Origin of the sequence: Tundrisphaera macrotermitis, from assembly GCF_051175315.1 — a bacterium.
Lineage (GTDB): Bacteria > Planctomycetota > Planctomycetia > Isosphaerales > Isosphaeraceae > Tundrisphaera.
This window is the reverse complement of the sequence record NZ_CP195100.1, coordinates 5,935,183-5,953,127: the sequence shown is the minus strand read 5'-3', so window position 1 is coordinate 5,953,127 and position 17,945 is coordinate 5,935,183. Positions and strand designations below refer to the sequence as shown.

Below are 17,945 nucleotides of genomic sequence, written 5' to 3'. Positions count from 1 at the left end.
GCCGCCCATGGCCGACCCGACCCTGAGCCCCGGTGGTCGTTGCTTGCTGGATCGTCGCCGCTTCCTGGGCGGGATGGCCGGCGGTCTGGGCGGGATCGCCCTGGGCGCCCTGCTGGCCGAAGGACGACTGCTCGCGGGCGACCTCGCGAGTGAGCATCCACCGGGCATCCCCCACCACCCTCCCCGGGCGAAGCGGGTCGTGCAGATCTTCTGCACCGGGGCGCTCAGCCAGCTCGATACCTGGGATTGGAAGCCCGAGTTGGAGAAGCGACACGGCCAACCGCTGCCGGGCGTCGACAAGCTCGTCACCTTCCAGGGGGAGAACGGCAACCTGGCGCGGAGCCCCTGGGCGTTCCGACCGCGCGGGGAGTCGGGCAAGATGGTCTCCGACCTGCTGCCTCATCTGGCCGAGCTGGCCGACGAGATGTGCTTCGTCCACTCGCTGACCTCCAAGACGAACACCCACGGCCCGGGCGAGATGTTCCTCAGCACCGGCTTCACCACCGAGGGCTTCCCCAGCCTCGGGGCCTGGGCGTCGTACGCCTTGGGCGCCGAGACCTCGGACCTGCCGGCCTACGTCGCGATCCCCGACCCCCGGGGCGTCCCCCAGCAGGGGCCGGCCAACTGGGCTGCGGGGTTCCTGCCGGCGATCCACCAGGGGACCGCCTTCAACGCCGACAAGCCGATCCCCCACCTGGCCCGCCCGGCCGGGCTGTCCGAGGGGGACGACCGCGCGGCTCGCGACTTCCTGAAGGTCCTGAACGACGACCACCTCGCCCGCTATCCCGGAGACGCCGACCTGTCGGCCCGGATTGCCTCCTACGAGCTCGCCGCACGGATGCAGCTCCGCGCCCCGGAGGTGAGCGACCTGTCGGGCGAGGGGCCCGCCACGCGGGAACTGTACGGGCTCGACGATGCCAACCCCCTGACCGCCGCGTTCGGCCGCAACTGCCTGCTGGCACGGCGGCTCCTGGAGCGAGGGGTCCGGTTCGTCACGCTCTACAACGGGGCGTTCGCTATGGGGGAGGGGGCGCTGAACTGGGACGGCCACCGGCGGATCAAGTCCGACTACGACCGCCACGGCCCGATCCTCGACCGGCCCGCCGCCGCGTTGCTCCGCGACCTCAAGTCGAGGGGCCTGCTCGACGATACCCTGGTCCTGTGGACGACCGAGTTCGGCCGGATGCCGACCTTCCAGAAGGGGGCCGAGGGACGCGACCACAACCCGTCCGGGTTCACCGCCTGGATGGCCGGGGCCGGCGTCAAGCGGGCCTTCAGCTTCGGTGCGACCGACGAGTTTGGCCATCGTGCGGTCGAGAACGTGGTCGATGTCCACGACTTCCACGCCACGATCCTCCACCTCCTCGGCCTCGACCACACCCGCCTGGTCTACTACCACAACGGGGCCCAGCGTCGGCTGACCGACGTGCACGGTCGCGTCATCCGCGACGTCCTCGCCTGACGACGGGCCCGGAATTGGCTTGTGAAAGCCACGCATGTCGGTTCCAATGCATCGATCCCACTCGGTGCGACTACCCGGAGACCGACGCCCCATCCTGCCTCGGGCGGCCCGGTCGGAGATCGACCCATGAAGGCTCATCGGTTCGTCCCCCTCCTGATCGTGGTTTCCGCCCTCACCGCCCGGGCCGCCGGGCCGGCCGTGCGGTGGGATTTCGGGCAGGAAGAGACCACGCCCCTGGTGGCCAGGGGCACCGTCCAGCGCGACGTGCCGGGGCCGAGGCCCCCCGAGTTCCCCGACCTCGAACCGGGCAACCTCGCCGTCCGGCTGGATGGGGAGGGGTACTTCGCCTTCGATGGCCCGCTCTCCGGCGGCCCGCTCACCTTCACCAACGGCCAGTCGATCACCCTGGAAGCCTGGGTGAAGGTCGACGAACTCCGCGCCGGCGAGAGCGGCTACGTCATCGGTAAGGGGCGGACCTGGGCCAAGGAGTTCCCCCGCGACAACCAGAACTGGGCCCTTCGGGTCCGCGAGGGGAAGGGCAAGGCCTGCGTCAACTTCCTGTTCGCCACCCCTCCGGTCAGCGGGACCGCCAAGACCGACGCCCACTGGCACCGCTGGACCAGCGACGATGGGTTCGTCCCGGGTTCCGGCTGGCACCATATCGCCGTCGCCTACCGGTTCGGCGAGCCCGCGAGCATCAAGGGGTGGATCGACGGCAAGCCGAAGCCCGGCCGCTGGGACATGGGCGGGGCGACCGCCGAGGCGCCCGTGACCGACGACGATGCCGTCTGGATCGGCTCGGCCATGAAAGGCAACGCCTCCAACAGCTTCAAGGGGTCGCTCGACGCGGTCGCCGTCCATCGCGAGATCCTCGGCGACGACGTCCTCCTCGCCCGGTTCCGCCGCGAAGGGCCGGAGACGGTCGCCAAGGTCGCCCCGGAGGTCATGCCCGAACTCGGCCCCTTGCCCGCCGGGCAGGTCCGGGCGACCTTCCACGAAGGGCTCGCGTCGCACCTGCGATGGCCCGAGGTCGGCGACCCGATCCCCGGCGAGACGGCCCGCTGGTCCGGGACCGACTTCCTCCTCCCGCGCCTCCCCCGCCGCTATGACGCCTGGGGCATCCGCGAGGGCTGGAAGGCCCCGGTGCTGACCCGGCTGGCCGCCGACGTGACGCTCCCCCCCGGCCGGCATCGCTTCCTCATCCGGGCGAGGGGCCTGTCCCGCCTCTGGGTCGATGGCCGGGTCGTCGCCCGGACCAAGCCGCTCGCGCCGACCTCGGACGGGCACCAGCCGATCCCGCCGCTGACCGTGCCGCCGTTCCCCGGGGTGCGGCCGGCCGGGTTCGACCAGCAGGAGGCCTTCGGCGAGGCCGACATCCCGCCCGGCCGTCCGGCCCGCGTCGTCCTGGAAACCATGGTGGGCGGCAAGAAGTTCCGCGCCGAGCCGGGCGAGCTGTGCGTGGCGGTCCAGGGGGCCGACGGCCGGTCGTTCGCAATCCTCGGTCCCGACCCCCGGTCGGCTTCGGCGATCCCCCTGGCCGATGCCGAGATCGAGTCGGCCCTGGCCCGGATCGAGGCCTCCCTCCTGGCACACGACGACCGGGCCCGCCGCGCGGCCGCCGCCAGCCAGGATCCCTACTGGGCCGGTCGCCACGAGAAGGCGCGGGCCTGGGCCGCCGAGCACCCGGCTCCCACGCCTCCCCCGGGCGATCACCCGATCGACGCCTTCCTCGCCGCCAGGATCCGGCAGGCGGTGGACGAGTCCGAGCGGTCGAAGGGCGAGGAGTCGCGGAAGTTCCAGGCCGAGGTCCTGCCGGTCCTCCGCGACCAGTGCTTCCGCTGCCACGGAGAGAAGGAGAAGGGGGGCCTGAAGCTCAATGATCGGGCGGCCGCCCTCAAGGGGGGCGACTCGGAGCAGCCGGCCGTGGTCCCCGGCGACCCTGCGGCGAGCGCCCTGATCGCCCGGATCAAGAGCCACGACGACGGGGAGCGGATGCCGCCCAAGGGCGTAGGGCTCTCCGCTGCCCAGGTGGCCGCGCTGGAATCCTGGATCCAGGCCGGGGCCCCGTGGCCGGCCCCGCCCGTCGACCCGGCCTCGGTGCGGACGCCTCCCGTGGTTGGCGATGCGGCGTTCCTCCGCCGGGTCACGCTCGACACCGTGGGAGTGCCCCCCACCGAGGCCGAGGCCCGCTCCTTCGTGGCGGACGCCTCGCCCGACAAGCGCGAGCGGGCCATCGACCGCCTCCTGGCGGACGAGCGCACGGCCGACCACTCGGTCGGCTACTGGCAGGACGTGCTGGCCGAAAACCCGAACATGCTCAAGCCCAGCCTGAACAACACCGGCCCGTTCCGCTGGTTCCTCCACGAGGCGCTCCGCGACAACAAGCCGATGGATCGGCTGGTGACCGAGTTGGTCCTCCTCAAGGGGAGCGAGCGGGAGGGCGGAAGCGCCGGGTTCGGCCTGGCGGCCGACAACGACGCCCCGTTCGCGGCCAAGGGGCACGTCGTCGCCTCCGCCTTCCTCGGAATCGAGCTGCAATGCGCCCGCTGCCACGACTCCCCCTATCACAGCACCAAGCAACGCGACCTCTACGCCCTGTCGGCCCTGTTCGAGCGCAAGCCCGTCACCGTGCCCAAGACGAGCACCGTGCCCGCGGCGTTCTTCGAGCGCAAGGCCCGCGAATCCCTGATTCGGGTGACGCTCAAGCCCGGCGAGGTGATCGAGCCGGCCTGGCCGTTCGCCAAGGCCACCGGGTGCGCCGATGACGCTTCGGTCCGGGCCCTGATGCAGTCGCCCGACGATCCCCGCGAGCGGCTGGCCGCCCTGATCACCGCCCCGCAGGACGAGCGGTTCGCCCAGGTGATCGTCAATCGGATCTGGAGACGCCTGATGGGGGCCGGGTTCGTGGAGCCGGCCCACGACTGGGAAGGGCACCCCGCCAGCCACCCCGACCTGATCGCCTGGCTCGCCCGCGAGTTCATCGCGCACGAATACGACCTCAGATACCTGACCCGGCTGATCCTCACGTCGCGGGCCTACCAGAGGGAGGCCGAGGGGCACAACCTGGCCGCCTCGCCCGACCGGAGGTTCTTCGCCGCCCCCGACCGGCGACGGCTGTCGGCCGAGCAGGTCGTGGATTCGCTGTTCTTCGCCTCGGGAAGGCCGATCGAGGTCGAGGAGATCACCTTCGACCCCGACGCCCGCCGGCCGCCTGACTCGATGATCTCGCTCGGCGCGCCGTCGCGGGCCTGGATGTTCGCCAGCCTGTCCAACGAGCGCGACCGGCCGAGCCTGAGCCTGCCGAGGGCCCAGGCCGTGACCGACGTGCTCGAAGCCTTCGGCTGGTCCGGGTCGCGGCAGAACCCCCGGACCGACCGCGAATCCGACCCCAACGTGCTCCAGCCCGGCATCCTGGCCAACGGCATCGTCTCGACCTGGGTCACGCGGGCCTCGGCCGGCGGGGCGCTGGCCGACCTGGCCGCGGAGGCCACGTCCCCCGAGGGGCTGGCCGAGTCGATGTTCTTCCGATTCCTCGGCCGCCCGCCGACCCCGGCCGAGCGCGACGCGGCCCGCTCCTCGCTGGCGGAGGGATTCGACGATCGACTGTTCCCGACGTCCGAGGTCGCGGCGTTGGAGCCCTTGCCCCGCCTGCCCCGGGTCACCTGGTCGAACCACCTGGTGTCCGAGGCGACCACGGTCAAGCTGGAGGTCGAGCATCGGGCCCGGGTCGGCCCGCCCGCCGACCCCCGGCTCCGGCCCGAGTGGCGCGAGCGGTTCGAGGACCTGGCGTGGACCCTGATCATTACCCGCGAATTCGTGTGGATGCCCTGACCATGAACCGTCGCCAATTCGCCTCGGCCCTGGGCGGGGCCGCCCTCTGGCCCGCCATCGCCAACGCCCGGCCGGGGGACGCCCCGCCCAGGGGCAAGGCCGAGCACGTCATCTCGATCTGGCTGGGCGGCGGCATGGGCCAGATCGACACGTTCGACCCCAAGCGGCTGGGCGACCCGAAGAAGAAGCTGGCCGGGTCGCTCTACCCGAGCATTCCCACGGCGGTCTCCGGGGTGTCGGTCTGCGAGCATTTGAGCCAGATGGCCCCGCTCATGGATCGGGTCACGGCGGTCCGAGCCGTCCACCACGAGGTGATCGACGAGCATGCCGCCGCGACCAACCGGATGCACACCGGCCGGGCGGTCAGCGGGACGGTGGTCTACCCGTCCCTGGGCTCGGCCGTGGCCCACGAACTCGGCGCGGCGGGGGACGGCGTCCCGGCCTACGTCCTGATCGGCTATCCCAACATCACCCGGGGGCCGGGCTTCCTGGGGGCCCGGCACAGCTATCTCTACCTCACGGACACCAGCCAGGGCCCGGCCGGGCTGTCGCGGCCCGACGGGATCACCCCCGGCCGGCAGTCCCGCCGCGAGTCCCTGCTCTCCGCCATGAGGAAGGGGCAGGAGTCGGCCGACGACCGGCTCCGCGACTACGACGCCGCCATCGACCTAGGCCTGAAGCTGAGCGGCCCGGATTTCACGCGGGGCTTCCGCCTCGAAGAAGAACCGGGCGACCTGCGGACCCGCTACGGCGGGGAGTTCGGCCAGCGTTGCTTGCTGGCCCGCCGGCTCGTCGAGCGCGGGGTCCGGTTCATCGAGGTGTCGCACAACCTCAACTTCCTCAACGGGACCGGCTGGGACGTGCACAACGCCGGCATCCTCCACCAGGATGCCCTGATCCGCGAACTCGACACCGCGATGTCGGCCCTGATCGAGGACCTCGAACGGAAGCGGCTGCTGGACAAGACCCTGATCATGATCACGTCCGAGTTCGGCCGACCGCCCGAGTTCGACAGCGGGGGCGGTCGCGGCCACCAGGGGACGGCCTTCACCTGCGTCCTCGCCGGCGGCGGCCTGTCCCACCGGGGGGCGTTCGGCGAGACCGACGAACTGGCCCGCAAGCCGGTCAAGGACCCCGTCTCGGTGCCCGACTTCTTCGCCACGATCCACGCGGCGCTCGGCATCGACCCCGGCAAGAACCTCTACGACGGCGACCGCCCGGTGCCGATCACCGACAACGGGCGGCCGATCGCGGCCCTGTTCGCCTGACCCGGATCAGGTCGCGGCGATGGCCGACAGCAGGGCATGGGCGACCTCGTCCCGGGCGATGTCGCCATGCCCCCCGATGTATCGATCCGCCCGGAGATTGTAGACCCGGCCGGGCCGGAAGTCGTACGGGGTGCCGACCGGCCCCAGGGTCGTGAAGATGGCCTCGGGCGTCTTCTGGGCGCCGTTGCGGCCGATCCCGCCGAAGCGGTCGCCGGCATCGCCGATTGCGGCCCCCGCCTGACCGGCGAGCCGCGACGCGAGGGCGTAGGCGATGCCCACCGCGTAGTCGTTCGCGGTATGGCTGATCAGGATCGGCCCGGCCACCCGCCCCTGGGCCACGACCCGGCGGAAGTACCCGTCGCGCGTCCCATCGATCTTCGTCCCGAAGCCGTCGTGCGAGAACGCCGCCTGGAGCAGGGTCAGCGACTGCGGCACGATCGCCGGCCGACCCTCCGGGCCCAGGCAAGCGGCCGTCAGCAGCCGGCCTCCGAAGCTGTGGCCGATCAGGTGGAGCTTGATCCCTCGGGATTCCGCCCGCACCCGGCCGAGCATCCGATGGCAACCGTCCAGCCCGATCACCCCGGCTCGATCCTTCATCTGATAATAGGTCGCGAGGTTGAGCAGTCGCCCGGCTGCGTCGGTCGCGGCGCGACCGGCATCGGCAATCGTCCTGGTGACCCCGCCCATCATGTCACGCAGCCCGGCCGCGGCCTTCCCGCCTTCAGATCTCGGCGGATGGCCGACGAGGATCGGGGCCCGCAACTGCCTCATCAGGGACTCGCCATCCCGGGCGACGAACCGGCCGGGCTCCCCCTCGGGATCGGACTCCGAGACGGCCAAAGTCGATCGGATGAGATCGGCGAATCGGCGGCGGGCCCCGGGGCTGTCCTCCAATTGCGGGATCAGCAATCGGGCCCGATCGAGCGACTGATCCGCGCCGGGGCGATCGAAGAATCCGCCCAAGGCGTCGATATGACCCTGGATCTCCCGGACTTGCCCGGGGGAAGGGGGCCCGCCCATCGCCGCCGCACCGCCCGGGATCAGGTCGCGTTCGGCGAATTTCTTGGATGGCCAGAGGATCGCCAGGACCCCGATCTTCCGATCGTCCAGCCTCGTCGATCGGCCGCCGTCGCGGAGGCCCCGCACCCGGCCGAACAGGTTCGCGTACAGGGCCCGGGCCTCGGCCATGTCGTTATTCCAGCCGTGGGAGGCCACCACGAGGTCGGTGAGATCCCGTTCGCTCGCGAATCGGGCCGCTCCCTCCAGGTCGGACGCGACCGCCGGCGAGCCGTCCTTCCGAAACTCGACTTCGAAGCCGGGGAAGCCGGCGATGTCCGCGACGACTGGCATGATGTCCTCGATGATGAAGCGGGTGGGGATCAGACGGACTGGATCGCCCGCATGAGGTCGACCAGCCCCTTGCCCTGGAAATACGGGGTGCGATTCAGGTCGGTGGCGCTGGACAGGAAGACCCGCTTGACCTCCTCGGGCCGGCCGATGAACTCGCGGCGGCACGACAGGAACGCGGCGATCACGCCCGAGACGTGGGGGGTCGCCTGGCTGGTGCCGCTCTTTTCCTGGTAGTGCTCGGCCGAGCGCGGGGCCTCGTCGGCGGACCGGCACGACAGGATGTTCTCGCCCGGCGCCACGAGGTCGGGCTTGTACCGGCCGTCGCCGGTCGGCCCCTTCGAGGAGAAGTAGGAGACGCCGTAGACCTGGGGCATATCCCGATGCGTCGATCCGACCGTGATGGCGAGATCGGCGTTGCCCGGGTCGTTGATGGTCAGGCCGAGACCGGCCTCGCGGACCAGGCCGGGGGAACTGGGGGCGATCTGGCCATAGCCCGAGTTCCCCGCGGCCGCGACGACCACCACCCCCGAGCGGACCATGCGGTTGACCTCGACGCAGAGCGGGCTCTGGCCGCAGGCGAACCACTCGGGATCGAAGTCGTAGCCGACGCTCAGGTTGACTCCGTGGATCCGGATGTGGCGGCCGTTGCCGTTGATCTCCTGGATGTATTCCAGGGCCGCGATGATGCTGCTCGCCTCCCCTTCGCCCTCGTCGTCGAGCACCTTCAGGCTCAAGAGCTTGCAGCGCGGGGCCATCCCGGTGATCGGGGCGGTGAGGCGATCCTGGTTCGATCGGACCTCCCCCCGCTCGTCGCGGTGCCGCGTGGTGACCAGGATCGGCGCCTTCTTGCTGGCATCCAGGCCCCCGGCGATGATCCCGGCGACGTGGGTCCCATGCCCGTACACATCCTGCATCGGCCGGGGCGGTGCCGACCCGACCACGGTGAAGTCGGCGGGCGCGATCGGGTCGTCGAGCCGTAGGTTGTCGTACTTGCGGAAGTGGGGGTGATTGCCATCGATCCCGGAGTCGATGACCGCCCAGACGATGTCCTCGCCCAGGGCCGAGAAGGACCGATGGGCGGCGTCGGCCTTGATCGTGGAGATCGACCGGTTGATGAGCCCCTTCACCCGGAAGTCGGGCCAGACGTGGTGGATCGACCGGTGGAACGGCTTCGTTGCACCCGGTTCATTGGGGTCGGAATCCATCGCGACCAGGCGGCGGATCGTCTCGGCCGCGAGCCGGCAGAACAGGTATTGCTCGCTCCGCCCGCTCCTGGCGTGGTTGATCCCCTCCCGCGACTCATCGCCCGAAGCCGCCCGGATCGCGCGCCCGATCAGTTCGGCCACCCTCCGCTTGGCGCCGATCCGCCCCTCCCGCGGGTAGAGCAGGTTCAGGTCGATGATGATCGGGTGGAGCTTCGGGGCGGGCGGCGGGCCTTCCAGGAACACCAGGCGGCCGGCCTCCGGCCCGGCCGCCTCCGCTTCGAGGATCTTGAGCAACGGGATGGCGATCACCGCCCGGTCGAGGAGACCCCGGGCCGATCCTGCATCGGCGGGATCGGCGGTCGGCGGGTCCACCCCGGCCGAATGGGGCGACGGGGACGGGTCCGGCCGGTTCCCGATGCCGGGCGTCCGGGCGGGATCGTCGGGTACGGGCGTGGACGGCGGTATTCGGGGCTTCCGTTTCGCCATGGGCGGCTCCGGTTCGATGATCGACGGGCGGGATGGCTTTCGCCGAGATTAATCCCGTAAGCGGGATTATTGTCCCGTTCTTACTATGCGACATGATTGGGCGGAAAGGATCGAGCCGGGTCGAAAAATATCGAGAATCGGGCGTGTCGTCCCCGGCCCGACCGATCGGAGCTTGCGGCGGCCCCGGACCTGGCGAGCGGGCCGCCCTTGCGGTAAGTTCGACGCCCATGACGAACCCCAACGACATCCGCGTGAAAGAGGTCCGCTGCGACTTCGAGGACACCCCGTTCCGGGCCCCGCTCAAATTCGGCGGCCGGATCGTTGACGGGAGCCAGGTCTCGCACGTCAGCGTCACGGTGGAGACGCGGGACGGACGGACGGCGACCGGCACCGGCTCGATGCCCCTGGGCAACGTCTGGGGCTGGCCGACCTCCCGCGTCGGCCCGGCCGACACCGAGGAGGCCGTCCGCCGGCTGGCGAAGTCGGCATCGAAGTGGTTGTCGGAGTACCGCGAGGCGGGGCATCCCCTGGACATCGGCGTCGTCCTGGAGCATGAACTGGAGGGCCTGGCCGCCGGGGTGGTCGCCGAGATGGGGCTGGCCGAGGCGATGCCGAGGATGATGGCGCTGGTCGCCGCCTCGCCGGTCGACGCCGCGTTACACGACGCCTACGGCAAGGCCCACGGCCGGAACGTCTACGCCTGCTATGGGCCCGAGTTCGTCTCGCGCGACCTGTCGCACTACCTCACCCCGGAGTTCCGGGGGGAGTTCCTGGATCGGTACATCAACACCCAACCGCTGCCCACGCTGCCGCTCTATCACCTGGTCGGCGCGGTCGACCCGCTCACGGCGGCCGACGTGGGCAAACCGATCGGCGACGGGCTGCCCGAGACGCTGGTTGAGTGGATCGACCGCGAGGGGTTGACCCACCTCAAGATCAAGCTCAACGGCGACGATCCGGCCTGGGACGCCGAGCGGGTCATGGCCATCGACCGGATCGCCGAGGAGGCGGGGAGGAAACGCGGTCATGGCGGCTGGCGGTTCTCGCTCGACTTCAACGAGCGATGCTCCTCGGCCGGGCAGGTGCTCGACCTGTTCGACCGGCTCCGGGCCGAGGCCCCGGGGGCGCTGGAGAAGGTCCAGTACGTCGAGCAGCCGACCGCGCGGGACCTCCACGCCCACCCCGAGGCGATCATGCACGAGGTCGCGGCCGTCCGTCCGGTGGTGATCGACGAGTCCCTGACCGGGCTGGATAGCCTGCTGCTCGCCCGCGATCGGGGCTATTCTGGCGTGGCGCTCAAGACCTGCAAGGGGCACGGCCAGGCCTTGCTGATGGCGGCATATGCCCGCAAGCATGGGCTGTTCCTCTGCGTCCAGGACCTGACCTGCCCGGGGGCCTCGTTCCTCCACTCGGCCGGTATGGCCGCCCGCATCCCGGGCGTGGCCGCCATCGAGGGGAACGGCCGGCAATACTGCCCCGGTGCCAATCGGGCCCTGGAACCGGCCTATCCCGACACCTTCCGCCCCCGGGACGGCGTGATCCGCACCGGCGTGCTGGATGGCCTGGGCCTGGGCCATTGATCTCCCCGGAGGATGGACTCATGGAAGACGGCGAGAGTGGACTCCGGCGCGGGCGGTGGCTGGCCCTGGTGGCCGCGGCGCTCGGGTGGATGTTCGACGGCTTCGAGATGGGCCTGCATCCCCTGATCGCCCACCCGGCCCTGCGGGAATTGCTCGGCCCGGGCGTCGCCGCCGAACTCGGCAGCGGCGCCACCTCGGCCGAGGTCGCCGCGCGGCTGGGGGTCGTCGTCAACTGGTGGAACGCGATCCTGACCGCCCTGTTCCTGTTCGGGGCGGCCGCCGGTGGGTTCGTCTTCGGCTGGCTCGGCGACCGGATCGGCCGGACACGGGCGCTGACGCTGACCATCCTCACCTACACCTGCGTGACCGGGCTGGGCGGGTTCGCCACCTCGGTCTGGCACCTGGCGGCGGTCCGGTTTTTGGCCGCCCTGGGGATGGGTGGGGAGTGGAGCCTGGGCGTGGCGCTGGTCATGGAGATCTGGCCGACCCGGGCCCGACCCTACCTGGCCGGGGCGATCGGCGTGGCGGGGAACCTCGGCTATCTCCTGATCGCGCAGACCAGCCTGCAAGTCAGCCGGATCATGGGCGACTCGCCATCGAACTGGCGGATCCTCATGTTCGCGGGGGTTGCCCCGGCCGCGCTGACGTTCCTGATCCGGCTGGCCGTGCCCGAGTCGCCCAGATGGGAGAGCCAGGTGGCCGATGCGGAGCCGGTCCGGCCTCGGGAGATCCTCGCCCCGGGCATCCGCGGCCGGTGCCTCGTCGCGACCCTGCTCACCGGGATCGCCCTGCTGGGGACCTGGGGGGCGGTGCAGTGGATCCCGATGTGGGCCGTGGACCTGGCCGGGCCCGCGCAGCCCCGGGCCAAGGAGTTCGCCCAGAGCTATTCGGCGTCGGGCGCCTGCCTGGGCACGCTGGCGGCGGCCCTGTTCGCGGGCCGATTCGGCCGCCGCCCGGCCTATTTCTTCCTGTGCCTCCTGTCCCTGGCGACGACGGGCTGGCTGTTCCGTGCCCCGCAGACGTTCGGCCCGGGGTTCCTGTGGGGCGTGTTCGCGGTGGGGCTGACCACTGCCGCGTTCTATGGATGGGCGCCGCTCTACCTGCCCGAGTTATTCCCGACCCGGGTGCGGGCGACCGCCCAGGGGATCGCCTACAACTTCGGCCGGATCTTCGCGGGGGTGGGGACGCTGGTGCTGACCGGGGGGCTCTACGAGCGGTTCAAGAGCGACCTGCCAGCCAGCCTGTCCGCGACCAGCCTGATCTACGCCTTCGGACTGGTCTTGATCTGGTTGGCGCCCGAGACCAAGGGCCGGCCGCTGCCCGATTGATCCCCCGCGGCTCAGGCCCGATCGACGATCCCTCCCACGTCGATCAGGTAGAGCTGCCGCCCCTGGCCGCCGTGGGGGGAGTCGATCACGACGCTCCGACCGTCGGGGCTGGACCGGGGGTGGGTGTCGCATCGCCACTCCCCGGTATAGATCGCGGGCGATTGGAAGTGGCCGAGCGGGTGCCTCATGCCCGTCCGGGTGTCATACAGGTAGGGATGCTGGTTCCGCTGCTTGTCGGGGTAGGTGTCGTTGAGGATGAAGCGGTTGCCGGGCAGGTAGGTGCAATGCCCGTTCTCGGCCATCACGTCGGGCGCGACGACCTCGACCCGGTCGGTCCGGTCGGTGTAGAGGTAGAACTTCGTGCCGCGCGAGGGATGCGTGGCCCAGGCGAGGAGATGGTCCTGGTCGCGCCAGATGAAGTGCGAGGTGTTGCCGTAGGGGTCGAGGACGTGGAGGTTCGACCCGTCGGCGTCGGCGGTGATCAGCCGGGTCCGGAACTTCGTCCCGTCGGCGGGGGTCCGCCAGCGGTGGAGGAAGCAGAAGCGACGGCCGCCGGGCGCGACCAGCAGGTGATTGAACCAGTGCTTCGCCTCCTTCGGCCCCCCGTCCAGATAGGGGAGGGCGGCGATTTGCCGGAACGAGAGCATCAGGTCGGACCGGCCCGTCTCCAGGTCGATGCGGGTGATCCCGGCATCATCGGGGGCCGCGACATTCGGCGCCGGGTCGGCGATGCCCGCATAGCCGTAGCCGGGCCTCGTGTCGTTGAGCCGGCGGAAGTCGGGCGCGATCGCCCACCGGGCATCCGGGCTGACGGCGTAGATCGGCGCCGGGATGGTCCTCCGCGACCGGGTCGCGACGTCGAGGACATGGGAGACGTATTGGCCATCGGCCCGGTCGTTCCAGATCACCTCGGTCTTCGAGCCCGGGAGCCACTGGAGCATGCAGCCCTGCTGCCAGTTCCAGGCGGTGCTGGCCCCCAGGTCGATCCAGCGGTCCCCGTCGCGGAGGTCGACCATCCCGACCCGGATCGCATCCTCGGGCCGGGGCGATCGATGCTCGAAATCGACCTCCATGCCCAGGACATACCGGCACGTGGGGTCGAATTCGAGCTTGTCGTAATAGCCGAACCAGTGATGCTTCGGCCCTCGGGTGATCGCCCGGACCGGGGGCAAGGCCTCGTCGGCCCGGGCGATGGCCCGGCCGGTCGCCGCCATGGCCGCGACCCCGCCCAGGAAGGCCCTGCGGTCGAACGTGGTGGATCGTCGGTCGGTCATGGCCGGGTCTCGGTAAGTTTGCGGCGGAGGTCGGATCTTGAGCGGACCTATCGGCTGATCTAACATGACGCGACCGACGCCCGCAATCCCGCCCCACCCGAACCGACCGAGCGATCCATGATCTCACGCCATGCGCTGGCCCTGGGCCTCCTCGTTGCCGCCCCGGCCCTGGCCGCCGACCGGCCCCCGGTCCCGGCCTCGCCGATCGCGGAGAAGAAGGAACTGCTCTTTTCCGACGACTTCGAGGCGGCCGAGCCGGCCAAGGTCTGGCGCACCGTCGTCCCGGCCTTCGCCTTCGAGGGCGGGACGCTCAAGGGGACCCAGGCCCGGGATAAGGATGTACCCGGCGAGGGCGGCAAGCCGGCGATCCGGGCCCACGCGGCCGTGCAGGGGCTGGAGATCCCGACCCGCGATAGCGTCGTCGAGGCGCGGATCCGGTTCGACGGGGCCACGATGATCGACGTGGAGTTCGACGACCGGACCTTCAAGGGATCCCACTACGGCCACATCTGCCGCGCCCAGGTCCGCCCCAATGGCGTCACCCTGATCGACGAGCGCGACGGCGGGATGCGCAACGACATCTATGCGATGAAGCAGGACCCCGCCCGCCGGGCCGAGGTCGCCAAGCTCGTCGCGGGGCGGAGCGTCACCTATCCCGCCAAGATCGAGCAAGGGCGGTGGTACACCCTGGTCGTCGAGACCGTCGGGGACGAGATGCGGGTCACCCTGGACGGCCAGCCCGCCGGCTACCTCAAGTCGTCTGGCATCGCGCACGCCACCAAGAGCAAGATCGAACTCGGGGTCGGCGGCAAGGACGGCCGCTTCGATGACCTGAAGGTCTGGAATGCCGGGCCGGTTGCCAGGACCGCCGCCGTCCGCCCATGATGGAGGCCGAGCCGTCCGACCCTCCCGAATTCCCCCGCCGGGCCCGACCCCGATGCGAACGACGATGCATCTTCTCGCCGGCCTCGGCCCGATGGGGGCCTTCGCCTCGGCGCTAGCCCTCGTTGCCGCGTTGCTGCCGCCATCGGCCCGGGCCGGGGAGGTGGGGCCGGTGGTGTTCGGGCGGGACGTGCTGCCGATCCTCTCGGATGCGTGCTTCCACTGTCACGGCAACGACCCCGGGACCCGCCAGGCGGATCTCCGCCTGGATACCGAGGAAGGCGTCCTGCGGGGGGAGAGCCCGCCCGTCGTCGCGGGCCAGCCGGGCGAGAGCGAGCTGATCGCGCGGATCACCAGCCGCGACCCCCTGGAGATCATGCCGCCGCCGAAGTCGAACCGGCATCTGACCCCGGAGCAGATCGATGTCCTCCGGCGCTGGGTCGAGCAGGGGGCGAAGTGGGGCCGGCACTGGTCGTTCGAGCCGCCGGGACGCCCGACCCCGCCGGCCTCGGCCGGCCATCCGATCGACGCGTTCATCGCCGACCGGCTGGCCCGCGAGGGGATCGTACCGGCGCCCGAAGCCTCCCGCGAGACGCTGATCCGCCGGGCGACGCTCGACCTCACCGGGCTGCCGCCGACCTTGGCCGAGATCGACGCGTTCCTCGCCGACGATCGGATCGATGCGTTCGAACGGGTGGTCGACCGCCTGCTGGCCTCGCCCCGGTACGGGGAGAGGATGGCCGTCGACTGGCTCGACCTGGCCCGGTTTGCGGACACCCACGGCTACCAGGCGGATCGCCCCCGCCCGGTGTGGGCCTATCGCGACTGGGTGATCGGGGCCTTCAACCGCAACCTTCCGTTCGACCAGTTCGGCACCTGGCAACTGGCGGGAGACCTCTTGCCCGACGCGACCCGCGAGCAACGCCTGGCGACCGCCTTCAACCGGCTCCACGTCCAGAACGAGGAAGGGGGGATCGTCGCCGAGGAATTCCGCGTCTCCTACGTCGCCGATCGGGTCAACACCCTGGGCACCGCGTTCCTCGGCCTGACCCTGGAATGCGCCCGGTGCCACGACCACAAGTATGATCCGATCACCCAGCGCGACTACTACGGGCTGTTCGCCCTGTTTCAGAACATCGACGAGTCCGGGCAGACCACCTACTTCACCCCCGCCACGCCGGTGCCCGCGCTCCTGCTGACCAACGATGCGACCGACGCCAAGCTGGCCGACCTCGACCGCCAGATCGCCTCCAAGTCGGATGAGATCGCCCGCCACCGCGCAGCATCGGCCGGCGCCTGCGCCGAGTGGATCGCCCATCGCACCGAGGCCCCCGGCCCGCCCCGGCCGGTGGCTTCGTTTGACCTCGACGCGATCCGGGAAGGCAAGGTGGCCAACGCCGTCGACGCGGAGCATTCGGGCGTGCTGATCGAGTCGCCGAAGTTGGTGGACGGGGCGGAGGGGCGCGACCGGGCGGCCGCGTTGAGCGGCGAGGACGGGTTCCGCTTCCCCGGCGTCGGCCACTTCACCTGCGACGACGCATTCAGCCTGGCGATCCGCGTCCGCGTGCCGGGGCCGACCGAACGCGCGGTGGTCGTCCACCACAGCAAGGCCCCCATCGATGCCGGGAGCCGGGGCTACGAATTGCTCATCGAACGGGACCGGGTGGCGTTCGGGCTGCACCACATGTGGCCGGGCAACTCGATGAAGGTCATCACCCGCGACCCGATCCCGATCGGCGCGTGGGCCCACGTCGTGGCGACCCACGACGGGTCGGGCCGGGCCGATGGGGTGAGGATCTACGTCGATGGCGAGTCCCGGCCCCTGGACGTGATCCGCGACGGCCTCACCAGGAACATCACCTACGAGGGGGGCGAGCCCGACCTGGCGATCGGCCAGCGGTTCCGCGACAACGGCTTCGCGGGCGGGCTCGTGGATGACTTCGCCGTGTTCGATCGCGGCCTCGCCCCCCTGGAGGTGGCCCGGCTGTCCGGGAGACCGGGCCTGGTCGCGGAACTGGAAGGATCCGAGGCCGCCCGGATCGACGAGTTCCTGGCCGCCCATTCTCCGGAGGCGAAGGCGCTGGCCGATGCCTTGACCGGCCTGCGCAAGAGCAAGAGCCAGGTCATCGACCCGACCCCCGAGATCATGGTGATGCGGGAGATGGACCGGCCCCGGCCGGCCTTCCTGCTCCAACGGGGGGCCTACGACGCCCCCGGCGACCCGGTCGAGCCGGGCACGCCCGGCGCCCTGCCGCCGTTCCCGGCCGACCAGCCGCGCAACCGGCTGGGGCTGGCCCGGTGGCTATTCGATCCCGAACATCCGCTGACCGCCCGGGTCGTGGTCAACCGCTACTGGCGTCTCGCCTTCGGCCGGGGGCTGGTGGAGAGCGTGGATAACTTCGGCAGCCAGGGGGCCACGCCCAGCCATCCCGACCTGCTCGACTGGCTGGCCCGCGACTTCGTCGCGTCCGGGTGGGACGTCAAGCGTCTCCTCCGCCTGATGGTGACGTCCGACGCCTACCGACGATCGTCGCGGGCCGAGGCCGGGGCCCGATCCCGCGACCCGGAGAACCTCCTGCTGTCCCGGGCATCGGCCCGACGCCTTTCCGCCGAGATGATCCGCGACCAGGCTCTGTCGCTGTCCGGCCTGCTCGCCGAGAAGATCGGCGGCCCGAGCGTCCGCCCCTACCAGCCGGCGGGCCTCTGGGAGGTGGCGATGAACGGTCCGAAGTACGAGCAGAGTCGGGGGGACGACCTCCATCGCCGGTCGCTCTACACGTTCTGGAAGAGGACCGTGCCGCACCCGGCGATGGTCGCCTTCGACGCCGCCGACCGCTCCGTCTGCATCGCCCGGCGGCAGGAAACCAACACCCCGATGCAGGCCCTGGTCCTGCTCAACGACCCCCAGATCGTCGAGGCCGCCCGCGGGATCGGCCAGAAGGCGCTGCGGGAAGGGGGCCGGGAGGAGGCGTCCCGGATCGCCTGGACCTTCCGCCTCACTCTCGGCCGCCCTCCCGGCCCGAGCGAGATGGCCATCCTGACCCGGCTGGTCGACGAGCAACGGGCCGGCTTCAAGGGCGATCCCGTGTCCGCGAGGCGTTACCTCGCGGTCGGTGAACTCCCGGCCGACCCGGGCCTGGATCCGGTCGAACTGGCCTCCTTTGCGGTGCTCGCCCAGGCCCTTCTCGGTTACGACGAGGCGGTGATGCGCCGCTGAGCCCGTCGATTTCCATCGCCCGCCGGGTAGTGGATCGCGGCGATCTCGGGGTGCGGAATGAT

Annotated in this window: 10 protein-coding genes; 7 read left to right on the top strand and 3 right to left on the bottom strand. The window is 71.0% G+C overall.

The window, feature by feature from the left end; translation table 11 throughout:
* Positions 1-7 precede the first annotated feature (7 nt).
* From TA3x_RS24020 to TA3x_RS24010, 3 genes are all read left to right on the top strand, one after another.
* Positions 8-1,462 carry a DUF1501 domain-containing protein gene (locus TA3x_RS24020; RefSeq protein WP_435017209.1) on the top strand — a complete coding sequence of 485 codons (1,455 nt, stop codon included), beginning with the start codon at positions 8-10 and terminating at the stop codon, positions 1,460-1,462.
* A 126-nt stretch (positions 1,463-1,588) separates the two neighbouring features.
* Complete coding sequence (locus tag TA3x_RS24015) at positions 1,589-5,293, top strand: DUF1553 domain-containing protein (RefSeq protein ID WP_435017208.1); 3,705 nt, start codon at positions 1,589-1,591, stop codon at positions 5,291-5,293.
* 2 nt (positions 5,294-5,295) lie between these two features.
* Complete coding sequence (locus TA3x_RS24010; RefSeq protein ID WP_435017207.1) at positions 5,296-6,561, top strand: DUF1501 domain-containing protein; 1,266 nt, start codon at positions 5,296-5,298, stop codon at positions 6,559-6,561.
* A gap of 6 nt (positions 6,562-6,567) precedes the next feature.
* On the opposite strand, the gene TA3x_RS24005 is transcribed toward TA3x_RS24010, so the two are convergent.
* Positions 6,568-7,911 (bottom strand): hypothetical protein, encoded by a 1,344-nt coding sequence (locus tag TA3x_RS24005; RefSeq protein ID WP_435017206.1) that lies wholly within the window; start codon positions 7,909-7,911, stop codon positions 6,568-6,570.
* Positions 7,912-7,940: 29 nt separating this feature from the next.
* Positions 7,941-9,425, bottom strand: coding sequence for a S8 family peptidase (locus TA3x_RS24000; protein ID WP_435017205.1), 1,485 nt, complete (start codon positions 9,423-9,425; stop codon positions 7,941-7,943).
* Between the two features lie 404 nt (positions 9,426-9,829).
* Here TA3x_RS24000 and TA3x_RS23995 point away from each other — a divergent pair, with 404 nt between their 5' ends.
* Both TA3x_RS23995 and TA3x_RS23990 read left to right on the top strand, forming a co-directional pair.
* A complete protein-coding gene (locus TA3x_RS23995; RefSeq protein ID WP_435017204.1) occupies positions 9,830-11,182 on the top strand; it encodes an enolase C-terminal domain-like protein in 1,353 nt (450 codons plus the stop codon).
* A gap of 20 nt (positions 11,183-11,202) precedes the next feature.
* Complete coding sequence (locus tag TA3x_RS23990) at positions 11,203-12,510, top strand: MFS transporter (protein ID WP_435017203.1); 1,308 nt, start codon at positions 11,203-11,205, stop codon at positions 12,508-12,510.
* An 11-nt stretch (positions 12,511-12,521) separates the two neighbouring features.
* Here TA3x_RS23990 and TA3x_RS23985 read toward each other — a convergent pair whose 3' ends face one another.
* Positions 12,522-13,784, bottom strand: a complete 1,263-nt coding sequence (locus TA3x_RS23985; RefSeq protein ID WP_435017202.1) for a hypothetical protein — start codon at positions 13,782-13,784, stop codon at positions 12,522-12,524.
* A 117-nt stretch (positions 13,785-13,901) separates the two neighbouring features.
* Between TA3x_RS23985 and TA3x_RS23980 the strand changes: the two genes are divergently transcribed.
* Entirely contained in the window at positions 13,902-14,669 is a 768-nt protein-coding gene (locus tag TA3x_RS23980; protein WP_435017201.1) for a hypothetical protein, read from the top strand.
* Between the two features lie 64 nt (positions 14,670-14,733).
* Positions 14,734-17,883, top strand: a complete 3,150-nt coding sequence (locus tag TA3x_RS23975) for a DUF1553 domain-containing protein (protein WP_435017200.1) — start codon at positions 14,734-14,736, stop codon at positions 17,881-17,883.
* Positions 17,884-17,945 lie beyond the last annotated feature (62 nt).

Bases quoted from the DNA above. Each gene is read 5' to 3' on its own strand.
- TA3x_RS24020 (WP_435017209.1), top strand. From the start codon at position 8: ATGGCCGACCCGACCCTGAGCCCCGGTGGTCGTTGCTTGCTGGATCGT.
- TA3x_RS24015 (WP_435017208.1), top strand. From the start codon at position 1,589: ATGAAGGCTCATCGGTTCGTCCCCCTCCTGATCGTGGTTTCCGCCCTC.
- TA3x_RS24010 (WP_435017207.1), top strand. From the start codon at position 5,296: ATGAACCGTCGCCAATTCGCCTCGGCCCTGGGCGGGGCCGCCCTCTGG.
- TA3x_RS24005 (WP_435017206.1), bottom strand. From the start codon at position 7,911: ATGCCAGTCGTCGCGGACATCGCCGGCTTCCCCGGCTTCGAAGTCGAG.
- TA3x_RS23995 (WP_435017204.1), top strand. From the start codon at position 9,830: ATGACGAACCCCAACGACATCCGCGTGAAAGAGGTCCGCTGCGACTTC.
- TA3x_RS23990 (WP_435017203.1), top strand. From the start codon at position 11,203: ATGGAAGACGGCGAGAGTGGACTCCGGCGCGGGCGGTGGCTGGCCCTG.
- TA3x_RS23985 (WP_435017202.1), bottom strand. From the start codon at position 13,784: ATGACCGACCGACGATCCACCACGTTCGACCGCAGGGCCTTCCTGGGC.
- TA3x_RS23980 (WP_435017201.1), top strand. From the start codon at position 13,902: ATGATCTCACGCCATGCGCTGGCCCTGGGCCTCCTCGTTGCCGCCCCG.
- TA3x_RS23975 (WP_435017200.1), top strand. From the start codon at position 14,734: ATGCATCTTCTCGCCGGCCTCGGCCCGATGGGGGCCTTCGCCTCGGCG.